This window comes from Arthrobacter sp. SE2, assembly GCF_058244265.1.
Genome location: NZ_JBZAYA010000005.1, coordinates 226,528 through 241,287, shown reverse-complemented (window position 1 = coordinate 241,287; position 14,760 = coordinate 226,528). Strand labels below are relative to the sequence as shown.

Genomic DNA, 14,760 nt, shown 5'->3' with positions numbered 1-14,760 from the left:
TCGGTGAACGACATGCACACAATCCTTTCGTTGGTCATGCTGGCCTGCTGCGCCTTGGGGATCTGGAGCCCGATGCGGGAAGGCCTGGTCAGGAACCTCAGCCAGTGGGGACCGATGGCCCTCATGCTCGTGGCGATGGCGGACACGACCGTCGGACCGGGCATCGTTCCGGGCGTTGTGTGGGGACTGCTGCTGCTCCTCACGTCCCCGTTGCCGCTGGTGCTCCTGCCCAAGGATCGCCGCGGCGGCATGGAAATACACCGCTCCTTGTCCATCGTGGCCATGTTCGCCATCTTCGTCACAACCCTTCCCTCCGCCCCATCCAGTTCGATACACCAAACACATGCGCATTCGGGTCTTGGTGGAGCGAACCCCGTCCTCGCAGTTGCCCTCGCGGCAGCGGTCATCGCCTATTCAGTCGTCCTGGCGGCCCGAACGCTGCGACGAAACGGCCGCGGACACCGTCGACACGCCTCTGCATCCCTAGAGGCCATCTCTTCAGCGGGTGCCTTGGGCGCCATGGTCCTGATGGCCGTTTGACCCCTGGAACGTTGTCCTTCGAAACCAATACCAACTCAGAGTGGAGTAAACCCTTGGAAAGCTACGACGCCCTTCTGGCTTCAATCACCCCGACCACCGGCGAAACCCGGACCATCCTCGACCCTGCCACCGGCACCGCCGTCGGCGAGGCTCCCGTTCACACCGTTGAGGACCTGGAGCGCGCCATCGCCGCCGCCGAGGCGGCCCAGCCCGCGTGGGCTGCCCTGGGACACGACGCCCGGTCCGCCGCGCTACTCAGGGCCGCCGACGCCGTCGAGCGCTCCGCCGAAGAACTCGCCCGCCTGCTCTCCCGGGAGCAGGGCAAGCCTCTGAATGGGCCCAACGCACGCTTCGAAGTCGGCGCCTGCGCCGCCTGGCTGCGCGCCACCGCCGGGACGCCCCTGGACCCGGAAACCGTGGTGGACGACGGCGAAACACGCGCCGAGCTGCACTACCGGCCCATCGGCGTCGTCGGCGCGATCGGACCCTGGAACTGGCCCATGATGATCACCATCTGGCAGATCGCCCCCGCTCTGCGCATGGGCAACGCCGTCGTCGTCAAGCCCTCCGAATACACGCCCCTGTCCGTGCTCGCCCTGGCAGCCGTGATCAACGAAGAGCTTCCCGAGGGCCTCCTCACCGTGGTCTCCGGCGGCCGCGACGTCGGCGCCCGGCTCGCCGAACACCCCTCCATCGGCAAGGTCATGTTCACCGGCTCCACCGCCACCGGCAAAGCGATCATCCGCTCCAGCGCCGACACGGTGAAGCGCCTCACACTGGAGCTGGGCGGGAACGACGCCGGCATCGTCCTGCCCGACGCCGACCCCAAAGCCATCGCCGAAGGCCTCTTCTGGGGCGCCTTCATCAACACCGGCCAGACCTGCGCGGCGCTCAAACGCCTCTACGTCCACGACTCCCTGTATGAGGCGGTGTGCACCGAACTCGCCGCCGTTGCCGCCGCGATGCCCATGGGGAACGGGTTGGACGAGGCGAACGTGCTGGGACCGCTACAGAACCGGCAGCAATACGACATCGTCGCCGGCCTCGTGGACGCCGCCCGCGATTCCGGCGCCCGGATCCTGCTCGGCGGCAATCCCGACGACGGCCAGCCCGGCTACTTCTACCCCACCACCCTCGTGGCCGACATCGACAACGACAACCCGCTCGTGGCCGAGGAACAGTTCGGCCCCGCCCTGCCCATCATCCGGTACAGCACCGTGGACGAGGCCGTCGCCAAGGCGAACGCGCTCGACGTCGGACTCGGCGCCTCCGTCTGGTCCTCGGACCTGGAAGCCGCCCGCGAGGTCGCGGCAAGCCTCGAAGCCGGCACGGTCTGGATCAACAAGCACGGCGCAGTGGACCCCCGGATCCCCTTCGGCGGCGCCAAGCAATCCGGCTACGGCCTCGAATTCGGCGTCGAAGGCCTCAAGGCCCTCGGAGTTCCGCAAATCATCAACGGCTAGGCCAGACCCAACTGACTAGCAGTTGTTGTCGTTTTGAGGCCCCAGAACGACAACAACTGTCAGTCAGTTGGGGTTTTGAGCCGTCGCCTTTGTATCTCCACGTAGGCCGTGACAAGGAGCAGGACAATCACGGCAAGGCCCAAAACGACGGCGCCGGGAACCACAACGCTCACGGGTATGAGCAAGACGGCGATCACCACTGTAGGCACGGCCCATGGCAGCACTGCGCGCGGCGGCTGACCGTAGCGGAGCGACACGATCGCATTGCACGCATAGAAGAGGGCCAGACCTCCGCCGAGCGAAATCCCGGAACCGAACGGCAAGTGCTCGTAGGGTGCTGGAATGGCTGTCGCGATCGCCCCGGCGATCGCGGTCACCCCCACCACCAGGAGGAACGGCATGAACAGGGTGGTCTGAAGTATCCCGGCAAAATCGGACCGGGCCTGCAGTCCCTCGAGCCCTGCCGTGATTGTCCCCGTGCCGTATTGGAAGAATGCCCAGCCGAGCAAGGCAACAAAGAGGAATCCGAGCGCACCGAGCAGGCCTGCGCCCGGGCCCCAATCGTCAGACACCTCGGTGACGATCGTGAAGATGGACTCGCCGAGGACAATAATGACGAACAAGCCAAGCCGCTCAGATGCGTGCTCGATGTTGATCCCGCCGATACCCCGGTCTGGCCAAAGGCGGGCGCTAAGCGTCATCATTCCAACCTCGACGACGATCGCGGCAGCCCACAGAATGACAGCGATGTGGAGCGGCAAAGAGGCAGAGATGAGCCAGAGAACGGCAGTGCCGCCGTTGTAGATCCAGATGCGCCACGGAGTTTCGGACGAATTCCCGCGGTGCTGGTAGAGCCACAAGATCAGCAGGACCACGCGAATGGCAGCATTGGCCAGCGAAAAGGCCCAGGCCCGTTCGCCAAAGGCCCCGGGCGCCGCGGCGGCCATGACGCTCGCCGCTGCCATGGCAGCGAGCATCGCGATGCCCAGCGCCCGGGACGACAAGCCAGGCAGGAGGTTGACGACGGAAACAATGTTCACCCAGGCCCACCACGCCGGAAAGAAAAGCAGGACGAACGTACCGAATTCAGCCCATCCAGGATCGCCGCGGATCCCGCGGGCAAGCTGCCCGACGAAGGCCACGAAGACGAGGTCGAAGAACAGCTCCATCCAGTGCACGCGGCGGGGGTCACGAGCCACCTCGTGTGTCAGCGCGCCAGAAGCCGACGACTTATCCATCATTGACCCATGCTATTGGCTGGCGAAGCGCTAGTGGCTCCTGGCGCCGAAGAGAGGCTGTTCATACAGGTACCCGGAATGCACCTGACAAGGCCTGAGATAGTAGCATTTGTAATGCATGAATACCCTTGCAATGGGCGTCCTGCGGACAGGGAAGTTGGGGACAAGTATAGGCAATGGATTCGGAACTGTTACAGCCAGAGGTAAACCCGCGATTCAGCAACACCCGGAAACAGAATACCGAGCTTGCCATCCAGCAACTCCGGGACGGTGGGTTCACCACCATTCAGATAGATGAATTCGTCGAGACGTTGCGCCGCATGGAGGCAGACGAGTCGATCCTCGCGCCCCTGACAAATGCCTTGTTCGCCATGAACGTCTCAGTTCAGTGGCTGATGTAGCGACGATTCTCCCCACCCATTCTTTCCAACGATGTAATCTGCTTGTAAAGCCGAAGCTGACTTGCGCGCGGAAGAAGGAAAAGTGGCAGTTACCATGCGGGATGTGGCCCAGGCGGCCGACGTGTCAATCAAGACGGTGTCGAACGTCATCAATGACCATCCGAACATCAAATCCGAGACGCGCGAGCGGGTATTGCTGGCCATCGAGAAACTTGGCTATCAGCCCAATCTCTCTGCCCGTGGGTTGCGGTCCGGCCGCACGGACGTTATCAGCCTCATCATCCCGGATTTGAAGAACGCATACTTTGCCGAACTTGCCGACGCCGTGATGACGGCCGCCTCAAAGCGCGGGAAGGTCGTGATCATCGAACAAAGCGGAGGCTCACGGACACGCGAGCTGGAGATCCTGCATGGCCCCCGGATGCGAATGGTCGATGGCGTCTTGTACAGCGTGCTTGGCCTGGGCCAAGAGGACGTGGGCCTCATTGATATTCCGACGCCCATGGTCCTCCTGGGCGAGCGGATTTTTCATGGCCCCACGGACCACGTGACCATGCAAAACATTGAGGCTTCGCAAGCAGCTACGGAACACCTCCTGCAGCGGGGACGAACGAAACTACTCGCCTTTGGCGCCCATCGAAATGAAGTCATCGGCTCAGCCGGGCTCCGCCTGGAAGGTTACCGCCGCGCCTTGCAGAACGCGGGACTGGATTACCGGGACGAACTGGCTATCGATGTCCAGTCGTGGCACCGGTCCGACGGCGCCCAAGCCATGCGGCAGGTCCTGGAGTCCGGACTCGAGTTCGATGGCGTCGTGGCATTCAACGACTCCATCGCCCTGGGTGCCATGCGTGTCATGCAGGACGCTGGACTGAGAATCCCCGAGGATGTGGCAATCATCGGTTTCGACGACATCGACGAGACCCGGTATTCGTTACCGACGTTGTCGACCATAGATCCGGGCCGGCGGGAGATCGCCGAGACTGCCGTCGCGATGCTCCTGGAACGGATCGACGGCGCGGCCGAAGCAACGCCCGCCCGCGAGTTTGAAGCGGATTTCAAGGTCATCTGCCGGGAGTCCACTGCGATTAAGTCCGCCGAAGACTCCGCCTAATTTCTTCTTGACATGTAAGTCGGGTCACATCATCATGGATTTACAACGATTACTTACATCGATGTAAAAGCTTGGGAATCTCCTCTCGCCCCAACTTCCTCGTCCGTCCGGGCCCCACCAGCATCCATTGGCTGAAGGACGGCTTACCCTCACTGCTCTACCTCCGACGACGACGTCCATGCACGACCGAAGGGAAACTACGTGAACAAGAAAGCAATCGCAGCAGCAGTGTCAGCCGCTGCCTTGGCCGCCACAATGGCAGGGTGCAGTGGCGGCGCGGATGCCGCAAGCGCGGGCTCCAACACCACCAATTGCACCAACAAAATCGTCCATGCCGACGCTCCGAAGGTCTCCGTGTGGGCGTGGTACCCGAACATGGCCACGGTCGTGGACAACTTCAACAACTCCCACACCGATGTCCAGGTCTGCTGGACCGTGGCCGGCCAAGGCGGCCCGGAGTATGCGAAGTTCCAAACCGCTATCCAGGCCGGCAAGGGAGCCCCTGACGTGATCATGCTCGAGGCCGACCAGCTGACGGGTTTTGAATTGCAGAACGCACTTGTCGACCTGAGCAAGTACGGCGCCGGAGACGTCAAGAAGAACTTCAGCGCCGGCTCCTGGAAGGACGTCTCGCAAGGCGATTCGGTCTACGCGATTCCGGTCGACGGCGGGCCCATGGGCATGATCTACCGCAAGGATGTGCTGGACAAGTACGGCATCAAGCCGCCGACGACCTGGGCGGAGTACGAAACGGCCGCGCAAAAGGTCAAGGACGCCGGCGGCCCTGCATTCGGAGATCTTGGCAGCAATGTTCCTGCCGCCCTGACCGCCCTCATGGCCCAAAAGGGCGCCGTTCCCTTCACTTATGACCTGGCGGACCAGAAGAACATCTCCATTCACCTCGACAGCCAGCCGGCCAGGGACGTGCTGAACTACTGGGCCGCGCTCGTGAAGAAGGGTCTGGTGGCCACCCAGGACCAGTTCACCACCGACTACATCTCAGGAATGATCGGCGGCAAGTACGCCACGTACATCTCCGCGGCTTGGGCTCCCGGCTACCTCACCGGATCCGGAGTGGGTAAGGGCAACGAGAAAGGAACATTCGCCGCTGCGCCGCTCCCCCAATGGGATCCAAGCAACCCCGTCTCCGTGAACTGGGGAGGATCCACCTTTGCCGTCACCTCGCAGGCGGGTGACCAGAAGCTCGCCGCCGAAGTCGCCAAGGGCCTCTACGCCGACGACGCCTCCCTCACGGATGGCTGGAAGACCCAGACAATCTTCCCTCTCAACCAAAATGTGCTGAAGTCGGATGCGTTCACCAACAACGCGGTCGATTTCTTTGGCGGGCAGACTGCAAACAAGGACATCTACATCCCGGCCGAAAATGCCTACAAGGGATTCAGTTACAGCCCGTTCAGTGTCTACTACTACGCACAACTGCAGGCCGAGACGGTCAAGATCAACGCCGGCAAAGTCAGCGGGGACGAAGCAGCCGCCGAGCTGCAAGGCATCATGGTGAACTACGCGAAGAGCCAAGGGTTCACGGTCAACTGACAACTCCTCCCGTTCCGCCCGGCCCCGCGGCCGGGTGGAACGGGACGGAATCGATCGATAGAAAGTTGCAGGACAGCTCATGGCAGTTCACGGGTCAACGGTGACGTCGTTGCCGCATACTTCTGCACCGGACACGGTAAATCCCCCGCCCACTCCCGAACGCAGAACCCGCTCCCGCATCGACAAGATGAATGCACGGCGCGCCCGGACCGGGTGGCTCTTCATCGCACCGTTCGGCGTGGTTTTCGTGGCGTTCCTTCTGGCTCCGCTTGCATACGCCCTCTACCTCAGCCTGTTCACCAAGGGCCTGGCAACAGGTACGCGGTTCAGCGGTTTGGAGAACTATCTCCACGCTTTCTCGGATCCACAGTTCCTCAAGGGCGTCTGGTTCGTGGTCCGCTTCTCCTTGGTCCTTATCCCGGTCCAAATGGCCGTCTCCCTGGCGGCCGCGCTCGTGCTCGACCACCTCACCACCCGGCTCGCAAGGTTCTCCCGGCTGATGATCTTCCTACCGTACGCAGTGCCCGCCGTCATCGGCGCCCTGATGTGGGGGTTTCTCTACAGTCCGACATTCGGCCCGCTTGAGCAGCTTTTCTCCTTGTTCCACGCGCCGGCGCCTTTCCTGCTCAGCCAGGACAACGTCTTCTATGGCCTGCTCAACGTTGTGACGTGGCAATGGGCCGGCTATTACATGATCATCATTTACGCGGCATTGCAGGGAATTGATCCGACGCTCTACGAGGCCGCCAAGATTGATGGCGCCTCCGAAAGGCAAGTTGCTTTTCGCATCAAAATACCCCTCGTTTCTTCGGCACTGGTGCTCATTCTTATCTTTGCGCTGATCGGGACGCTGCAGTTCTTCTCCGAGCCGCAAATCCTCGGGCCGGTAGCGAACGGCAGCATCACCCCGGATTTCACCCCGAACATCTACGCGTTCAACTTGGCCTTCGGATATGCCCAGTTCAACTACGCCTCGGCCATCTCCTTCTCCCTTGGCATCGTCGTCTTCATCGCGGTGTATATCTTCATGTTCGCGACCCGCAAGAAAGGGAGCAATCTCTCATGAGCGCACAAACAACACATCTCCCGGCTACAACCCGGTTGTCGCGGCCCCGTCGCCGCAACGTTGTGGCTCATGTCTTTCTGGGCGTCCTCGTCCTGTATTTCCTGGCTCCCATTTGGTGGCTGTTCGTTGCCAGCACGAAGGATGCACAAGGGCTTTTCGCCGGCTCTTCCGGCGCTATGTGGTTCGACAAGAATTTCAACCTGATCGCAAACATCCAGGAGCTTTTCGCCTACAACGGCGGGGAGTATGTGCAGTGGCTCGGTAATTCGCTGCTCTACGCTGTCAGTGGCGGCTTGGGAGCGACGGCAATCTCGGTCCTGGCCGGTTACGGCTTCGCCAAGTACAAGTTCCGGGGCCGGAACCTTACGTTCGCGTTGCTGCTCGGCGCCGTGATGGTCCCCATGACGGCGCTGGTCATCCCGACATTCATCCTGATGTCCAACCTCAAGCTCACAGATACCGTGTGGGCGGTCATCCTGCCGTCCCTGCTAAGCCCCTTCGGGGTCTACCTGATGCGGGTTTACACCGCAGAAGCCGTGCCTGATGAGTTGCTCGATGCGGCCAGGGTGGACGGAGCCGGTGAATTGCGCACCTTTTTCCAAGTCTCCTTGCCCTTGCTTCGGCCGGCGCTCGTGACTGTCCTCCTGCTTTCCGTCGTCGGGACCTGGAACAACTACTTCCTGCCCTTGGCCATGTTGTCCACGGAGAGGCTCTATCCACTCACGGTGGGCATAGGCCTCTGGGAGCAGCTGGCCTCGTCCAACAACGGGGGCGGCCACTCGCTCTGGAGCCTGATTGTGGTCGGTTCGTTCATTTCCATCATTCCCCTCGTGGTGGCATTCCTCACCCTGCAGAAGTACTGGCAGGGGGGCCTGTCCCTCGGCAGCCTCAAATAGGCATTCAAAGCACCCTTTCTCTTCCCGCTACCTCTCACTGAAAGCAGACAATGGCTTCCGCACGCCTTACGATCGACCCACAATTCGCAGTGGGCGCAGTCAATCCCCGCCTCTTCGGTTCGTTTGTTGAACACCTTGGACGCTGTGTCTACGACGGCATCTACGAACCCGCTCACCCCAACGCCGACGCAGACGGTTTCCGCACTGACGTGATTGAGCTCGTCAAGGAACTCGGTGTCTCCACCATCCGCTACCCGGGCGGCAACTTCGTCTCCGGGTTCCGCTGGGAGGACAGCGTTGGGCCCAAGGAACAGCGCCCCCACCGCCTCGACCTCGCTTGGCACTCCACCGAAACCAACGAGATCGGCATGCACGAGTTCAGCACATGGCTGGAGAAAGTGGATAGCGAGCTCATGTTGGCCGTCAACCTCGGCACCCGCGGCACGCTGGAAGCTTTGGACCTCTTGGAGTACTCCAACATCCGCTCCGGGACGGAGCTGTCGGACCGCCGGGCCGCTCATGGCCGGGCGGAGCCTTTCGGCGTCAAAATGTGGTGCCTCGGCAATGAAATGGACGGTCCATGGCAGTTGGGCCATCGCTCCGCTGAGGACTACGGCAAAATCGCATCGCAAACCGCGAAAGCAATGCGCCAGCTGGATCCTTCAGTTGAACTCGTGGTCTGTGGCTCATCCAGCGCCCATATGCCCACCTTCGGAGAATGGGAGCGCGTAGTACTCACCCACGCCTACGAGGACGTCGACTACATTTCGTGCCACGCCTATTACGAGGAAAAGAACGGTGACCTGGACTCGTTCCTGGCTTCCGCTACGGACATGGACCACTTCATTGAGTCCGTTATAGCGACGGCGGACCACGTCAAGGCTGTCAACGGGAGCGCCAAAACCATCAACATTTCCTTCGATGAATGGAATGTGTGGTACCTCGAACGCTTCCACAACGTGGACAAGATCGAAGGGCTGGACAACTGGCCCAAGGCGCCACGGCTGCTCGAGGACGCGTATTCCGTGGCCGACGCCGTCGTCTTCGGCAACCTGCTGATCTCATTGCTCAAGCACGCCGACCGTGTCACCTCCGCCTCCCTCGCGCAGCTGGTCAACGTGATCGCTCCCATCATGACCGAACCCGGCGGCCCGGCGTGGAAACAGACCACGTTCTTCCCGTTCGCATTGACATCCAAACTGGCCAAGGGAGTCGCCCTGGATGTGAGGCTGGAAGCGGACACATACAGCACGGACGCTTATGGCACCGTCCCGCTCATCGACGCCGTCGCGACCTACGACGCGGACGCAGCTGCGACGTCGGTCTTCCTGGTCAACCGATCACGGACTGAAGAAGCAACGGTCACCATCGACCTGACGGCTCTCGACGGCGTAATCGTCGTGGGTGCCCAGACGCTTTCGGACGCGGACGTCTACGCCAAGAACACGCTCGAGGATCGGGACCGCGTGGGCTTGCAGCCGAACAAGAGCGCCGTCGTGCGCAACGGCGTCGTCGAAATCACCCTGCCTCCCGTCTCCTGGACGGCGCTGAATCTCGGCTGACTTTGCTCGATCGGTCAAGTGCCAAGCGACATCCCGGTCCGTAGACCGGGATGTCGCGCCTATTTTGCAGCACCGCGGATTGAACCTCTTTTGGAGACAGCCGCCCGGTGGGACGATTTTGACATGAGCGAAAACGACAACCAAAAGCTCGTGTCCCAGGCTGCCGGCCATAGCCTTCCCAGGGAAAAGGGCACTTTCGTGGAGGAACACGAACACCCGACCACGCACCAGATGCGCATCATCGGTCAGCGGCGGACCGAGGCGGAAGCCAAGCTTGAGCGGCAACAGCGCAAGGCTCGGGAGAAGTTCCACGAATAAAAGACCCGCTTAGGCAGCCGGAGCCGAGTCGCGGTCTTCGCCGGGTGCCCGCCCAGTGACTGGTAGCTTCAGACGTTCTGCGGGCCAAGACTTGAGCCGAGGCCAGCCGCCCAATCGCGCGTCCAACGCAGTGAGCGGGAGCGCGCTGTGGACAATGTAGTCGCACGCCGCCGGGCCTATCATCACCAGATCCTCGCATAGTTCTCCGCGGTGTCCGGGAGCGATGCCGGCCGCCCGAAGGCTGGCCCTAAACGTCCTGGCTTTCACGGGTTCCGAAGCCTTAAGTCCGCACCAGCTGATGTACAGACCATACAGTTCTTCGAAGCTGAGGCCGTCCTCTCCGGAATTCCGGGAGACGCACTCATTGAGGAAATTATCCAGCAGTACTTTCGTCATCGTTGCCCCCTGCGCCTTGGCAGCTCACCGGCTGCGTTTCCATAGCTACAGCTAACAATGTGATCCAAAACAAGGAACCTACCTGAATACACAGAAACTTAAGGGCGTCAGTTGCCCTTGTCAACTAGATACTCAGGCGTGAAGGCGCGGCGATGATCCCCGCAGACCAGCCGGAATGCCTCTCGGTTCACAGCCCGGCGGCGAGCTTGTAGTAGGCGGCGTTCCAGGCGAGTTCCTTCTTGAACTGGCTGATGGTGGTGCCGTCGTCGATAGTCAGCAACTCGGTTTGGGCGATTTCGGCGAAGTCTTCGAACACGTCCATGCCCACCTGGGTGGAGAGCACGGTGTGGTGCGCGGCGCCGGCGGTGAGCCACGCGGCGGCGGAGGTCGCGAAGTCGGGCTTGGGCGACCACAGAGCCCGGGCAACCGGCAGGTTGGGCAGCGGTTCGTCGAGGTCGACGACGTCGACGGCGTTCGCGACGAGGCGGAACCGGTCGCGCATGTCGGAGAGCGCGACGACGACGCCCGGTCCGGCGTCGGTGTCGAAGACCATGCGGACGGGGTCTTCCTTGCCGCCGATGCCCAGCGGGTGGATCTCCACGCGCGGCTTCGTGGCGGTCAGGGAGGGGCAGACTTCGAGCATGTGCGCGCCGAGGATCTTCTCCTGACCCGGGGTCAAGTGGTAGGTATAGTCCTCCATGAGCGAGGCACCGCCGGGGAGTCCGGCGCCCATGACTTTGGCGGCCCGGACCAGGATCGCGGTCTTCCAGTCGCCTTCGGCGCCGAAGCCGTAGCCGTCGGCCATGAGCCGCTGCACGGCCATTCCGGGGAGCTGGCGCAGCGCGCCCAGGTCCTCGAACGACGTCGTGAACGCGGCCGAGCCGTTGGCCTCCAGGAAGGACCGGAGTCCGAGTTCGATGCGGGCGCTGTAGCGCAGGGAGTCGTGCCGGGCACCGCCGGCGCGCAGCTCCGGTGCCACTTCGTAGAGGCGCTCGTACTCGGCGACGAGGGCGTCGACGTCGGACTCCGGCGCGCCGTGGACGGCGTCGGCGAGTTCGTTGACGGACCAGGTGTTGACCGAGACGCCGAATCGCAGCTCGGCTTCGGTCTTGTCCCCTTCGGTGACGGCGACGTTGCGCATGTTGTCCCCGAAGCGGGTCAGCTTCAGGGACCTGACGGCGGCCCAGCCGGCGGCGGCGCGCTGCCAGGCGCCCATCTGGCGGGTGACCTCGGGGTTGGAGACGTGCCCGACGACGGTCTTCCGCGGCACGCCGAGGCGGGACTGGATGTAGCCGAATTCGCGGTCACCGTGGGCTGCCTGGTTCAGGTTCATGAAATCGAAGTCGATGTCCGCCCACGGCAGGGCCACGTTCGCCTGCGTGTGCAGGTGCAGGAGGGGCTTCCGGAGCAGATCCAGTCCCTGTATCCACATCTTGGCCGGGCTGAAGGTGTGCATCCAGGCCGTCACGCCGATCACGGCGTCGTCCGCATTTGCCTCAAGCGCGGTGCGCCGGATCGCGTCCGCATCCGTCAGCACGGGCTTCCATACCAGCTTGACCGGAACATCGGAGGACGCGTTCAGGGCGGTGGCGATTTCCTGGGACTGCGCGGCGACCTGTTTGAGGACGTCCTCGCCGTACAGGTGCTGGCTGCCGGTAAGGAACCAGACTTCGTAGTGTTCGAGGGAGGTGTTGTGGGCATGAGGCATGGGGTTTCTCCTTGAAAAGTTCGTGGGCTGGAAGGTCTAGCGGCAGTCGGCGTCAGCGGCCGTAGGCGTTCTGGTAGCGGTCGTGGAGGGACTCGATCTGGCCCGCCTCGATGGGCAGCGGCTCACCGAGCTGCCGGGAAATGTGGACCGTGCGGGCCACTTCCTCGCACATCACGGCGGCCTTGACGGCGGAGCGGGCGTCCTTGCCGATGGTGAACGGGCCGTGGTTCTGCATCAGGACCGCCGGCGAATGGGAGGCCCTGAGTGTTTCCACGATGCCGCGGCCGATCGAATCGTCCCCGATCAACGCGAACGGGCCCACCGGGATAGTGCCCCCGAATTCGTCCCCCATCATGGTCAGCACGCACGGGATCGGCTCCCCGCGCGCGGCCCAGGCCGTGGCGTAGGTGGAGTGCGTGTGGACGACTCCCCCGACGTCGGGCATGTTCCGGTACACGTAGGCGTGCGCGGCAGTGTCCGACGACGGCGACAGGTCCGGGTTGCCCCACTCACCGTCGCGATCGCCCGCCACATGCACCCCATGGAGATCGGTGACCACCATGGACTCCGGGGTCAGCTGCTCATAGGAAACCCCGGACGGTTTGATCACCATCAGGTCGTGGCCGGGTACGCGGGCAGAGACATTGCCCGCGGTCCAGACCACCAGTTCGTAGCGGGTCAGTTCGGCGTGCAGGGCGCACACCTCGGCCCGGATCCTGGCAATGGTGTCCAGCAGGGCGCTCATGCGTTGCTTCCTTGCAGAATGGGATCCATTTGCGCGGTATGGTGTGCCGAGCGTTGGATCTTCTTGAGCCGGTGCATGACCTCGTTGCTTCCCCTGCCGAAGTAGTCGTGCAGTGTCCGGTACTCGCGGAACAGCTCTTCGTAGGCGGCTACGTTTTCCGGGATCGGCGTGTAGATGGCGCCCGGTTCGGAGCCCATGGCGGCCGCGGCCTCCCGGATGTCCGGGTACTCCCCGGCAGCGACGGCGGCATGGATGGCCGAACCCAGCGCGGGGCCTTGGGTCGAGCCGATCGTGGAGAGCGGCAGCCCCGTGATGTCGGCATAGATCTGCATCAGCAGCTTGTTCTTGAGGAGCCCTCCGGCCACGATGAACTCCTTCACCGGCACTCCCGAGTCGCGGAAGGCGTCCACGATGGTGCGGGTACCGAAGGCCGTGGCCTCCAGGAGCGCCCGGTAGATGTCCTCCGGGCGGGTTGCCAGCGTCTGGCCCACGACCACGCCGGACAGCTCGTGATCCACCAGGACGGACCGGTTGCCCGAGTGCCAGTCCAGGGCGATGAGCCCGTGTTCGCCGATCCCTTGACGGGAGGCGAGTTCGGTGAGGTATTCGTGGATCCCCAGGCCGAGTTCGCCTGCAGCCTTGTGGTATTCGGGCGGCACGCCGTACCTGGTGAACCAGCCGAAGATGTCACCGACCCCGGACTGGCCGGCTTCGTAACCCCAGAGCCCGTCCACGATCCCGCCGTCGACCACTCCGCACATGCCCGGCACTTCGTGCAGCTCGGAGCCGTTCATGACGTGGCACGTGGAGGTGCCCATGATCGCGACGAGCTGTCCCGGTTCCACGGCCCGGGCGGCCGGCGCGGTGACGTGCGCGTCCACATTCCCGACGGCGACCGCGATGCCCTCACGCAGGCCGGTCCAGGCGGCGGCTTCGGCCGTCAGGTAACCGGCGGCATCCCCCAGCCGGCCAATCGTGCGTTCGAGCTTGGTGGACACGAAGTCTTTGAAGCCAGGGTTCAATGCCGCAAGGAAGTCTTCAGACGGGTATTTGCCGTCCTGGTAGATGCCCTTGTACCCAGCGGTGCAAGCATTACGCACATAGCTTCCGCACAGCTGCCAGACGATCCAGTCCGCGGCCTCCACCCAGTGGTCCATCTCCGCGTACGCGCCCGGGTCCTCCTCCAGCAACTGGAGGCCTTTGGCGAACTCCCATTCAGAAGAAATGAGCCCACCATAGCGGGGCAGCCAGGCCTCGCCGATCTCGGCGGCCAGGGCGTTGATGCGGTCCGCCTGCCCCTGGGCCGCGTGGTGCCGCCACAACTTCACATACGCATGCGGCCGGTTGGCGAAGCCGGGCAGCTCGTTCAGCGGAGTGCCGTCGGCCTTCACCGGCACCATGGTGCACGCCGTGAAGTCGGTGGCGATCCCGACGACGGCGGCCGGATCGATCCCGGCGTCGCGCACCGCGGCTGGAACCGCATGACGCAACACCTCCCGGTAGTCCTGGGGCACCTGAAGCGCCCATTCCCCCGGAAGCCGGACCGCTGTGCCATCAGGTCCATCCGCCAGATCGCCAGGCAAAGCCTCGGTGATGACCGCGTGCGGGTAGTCGAACACGCCGCTTCCCAGTTCCTTGCCGTCCCTGACCCGCACCACGACGGCCCTGCCGGAAAGCGTGCCGTAGTCCACGCCGATGACGTAATGTTCCTTGCCGTCCGCTGTGACGCCCATGAAAATCCTCCAATAGCCAGTCCGCA

At 63.1% G+C, this 14,760-nt stretch carries 14 protein-coding genes; 9 read left to right on the top strand and 5 right to left on the bottom strand.

The window, feature by feature from the left end; genetic code table 11:
* Positions 1–12 precede the first annotated feature (12 nt).
* Together AC4CS3_RS09505 and AC4CS3_RS09500 are read left to right on the top strand one after the other, a co-directional pair.
* The gene (locus tag AC4CS3_RS09505) at positions 13–540 is read left to right on the top strand and encodes a hypothetical protein (protein ID WP_490783219.1); all 528 of its coding nucleotides are present in this window, start codon (positions 13–15) and stop codon (positions 538–540) included.
* A gap of 53 nt (positions 541–593) precedes the next feature.
* A complete protein-coding gene (locus tag AC4CS3_RS09500) occupies positions 594–2,003 on the top strand; it encodes an aldehyde dehydrogenase family protein (protein WP_490783218.1) in 1,410 nt (469 codons plus the stop codon).
* Positions 2,004–2,062: 59 nt separating this feature from the next.
* Here AC4CS3_RS09500 and AC4CS3_RS09495 read toward each other — a convergent pair whose 3' ends face one another.
* On the bottom strand, positions 2,063–3,244 hold the full coding sequence (locus AC4CS3_RS09495) for a low temperature requirement protein A (protein ID WP_490783217.1): 1,182 nt from the start codon (positions 3,242–3,244) through the stop codon (positions 2,063–2,065).
* A gap of 173 nt (positions 3,245–3,417) precedes the next feature.
* On the opposite strand from AC4CS3_RS09495, the gene AC4CS3_RS09490 reads away from it, so the two are divergent.
* From AC4CS3_RS09490 to AC4CS3_RS09460, 7 genes are all read left to right on the top strand, one after another.
* Positions 3,418–3,642 (top strand): hypothetical protein, encoded by a 225-nt coding sequence (locus AC4CS3_RS09490; RefSeq protein WP_490783216.1) that lies wholly within the window; start codon positions 3,418–3,420, stop codon positions 3,640–3,642.
* A gap of 82 nt (positions 3,643–3,724) precedes the next feature.
* Entirely contained in the window at positions 3,725–4,756 is a 1,032-nt protein-coding gene (locus AC4CS3_RS09485; RefSeq protein ID WP_490783215.1) for a LacI family DNA-binding transcriptional regulator, read from the top strand.
* A 201-nt stretch (positions 4,757–4,957) separates the two neighbouring features.
* The gene (locus tag AC4CS3_RS09480) at positions 4,958–6,310 is read left to right on the top strand and encodes an ABC transporter substrate-binding protein (RefSeq protein ID WP_490783214.1); all 1,353 of its coding nucleotides are present in this window, start codon (positions 4,958–4,960) and stop codon (positions 6,308–6,310) included.
* A 79-nt stretch (positions 6,311–6,389) separates the two neighbouring features.
* A complete protein-coding gene (locus AC4CS3_RS09475) occupies positions 6,390–7,376 on the top strand; it encodes a carbohydrate ABC transporter permease (protein WP_490783213.1) in 987 nt (328 codons plus the stop codon).
* Positions 7,373–8,272 (top strand): carbohydrate ABC transporter permease, encoded by a 900-nt coding sequence (locus AC4CS3_RS09470; RefSeq protein ID WP_490783212.1) that lies wholly within the window; start codon positions 7,373–7,375, stop codon positions 8,270–8,272. Before AC4CS3_RS09475 ends, AC4CS3_RS09470 begins: the two co-directional genes overlap by 4 nt.
* Before the next feature lie 50 nt (positions 8,273–8,322).
* On the top strand, positions 8,323–9,834 hold the full coding sequence (gene arfA, locus AC4CS3_RS09465) for an arabinosylfuranosidase ArfA (RefSeq protein WP_490783211.1): 1,512 nt from the start codon (positions 8,323–8,325) through the stop codon (positions 9,832–9,834).
* 123 nt (positions 9,835–9,957) lie between these two features.
* Positions 9,958–10,152, top strand: a complete 195-nt coding sequence (locus AC4CS3_RS09460; protein ID WP_490783210.1) for a hypothetical protein — start codon at positions 9,958–9,960, stop codon at positions 10,150–10,152.
* Between the two features lie 9 nt (positions 10,153–10,161).
* Here the strand turns inward: AC4CS3_RS09460 and AC4CS3_RS09455 are convergent, their stop codons facing one another.
* The 4 genes from AC4CS3_RS09455 to araB form a co-directional block, all read right to left on the bottom strand.
* Positions 10,162–10,548 carry a hypothetical protein gene (locus AC4CS3_RS09455; protein WP_490783209.1) on the bottom strand — a complete coding sequence of 129 codons (387 nt, stop codon included), beginning with the start codon at positions 10,546–10,548 and terminating at the stop codon, positions 10,162–10,164.
* A 187-nt stretch (positions 10,549–10,735) separates the two neighbouring features.
* Complete coding sequence (araA, locus tag AC4CS3_RS09450) at positions 10,736–12,256, bottom strand: L-arabinose isomerase (protein WP_490783208.1); 1,521 nt, start codon at positions 12,254–12,256, stop codon at positions 10,736–10,738.
* Positions 12,257–12,308: 52 nt separating this feature from the next.
* Positions 12,309–13,001: an L-ribulose-5-phosphate 4-epimerase gene (locus AC4CS3_RS09445; protein ID WP_490783207.1), complete on the bottom strand. Its 693-nt coding sequence runs from the start codon at positions 12,999–13,001 to the stop codon at positions 12,309–12,311.
* A complete protein-coding gene (gene araB / locus AC4CS3_RS09440; RefSeq protein WP_490783206.1) occupies positions 12,998–14,734 on the bottom strand; it encodes a ribulokinase in 1,737 nt (578 codons plus the stop codon). The genes AC4CS3_RS09445 and araB overlap by 4 nt, the downstream gene beginning before the upstream one ends.
* Between the last annotated feature and the right edge of the window lie 26 nt (positions 14,735–14,760).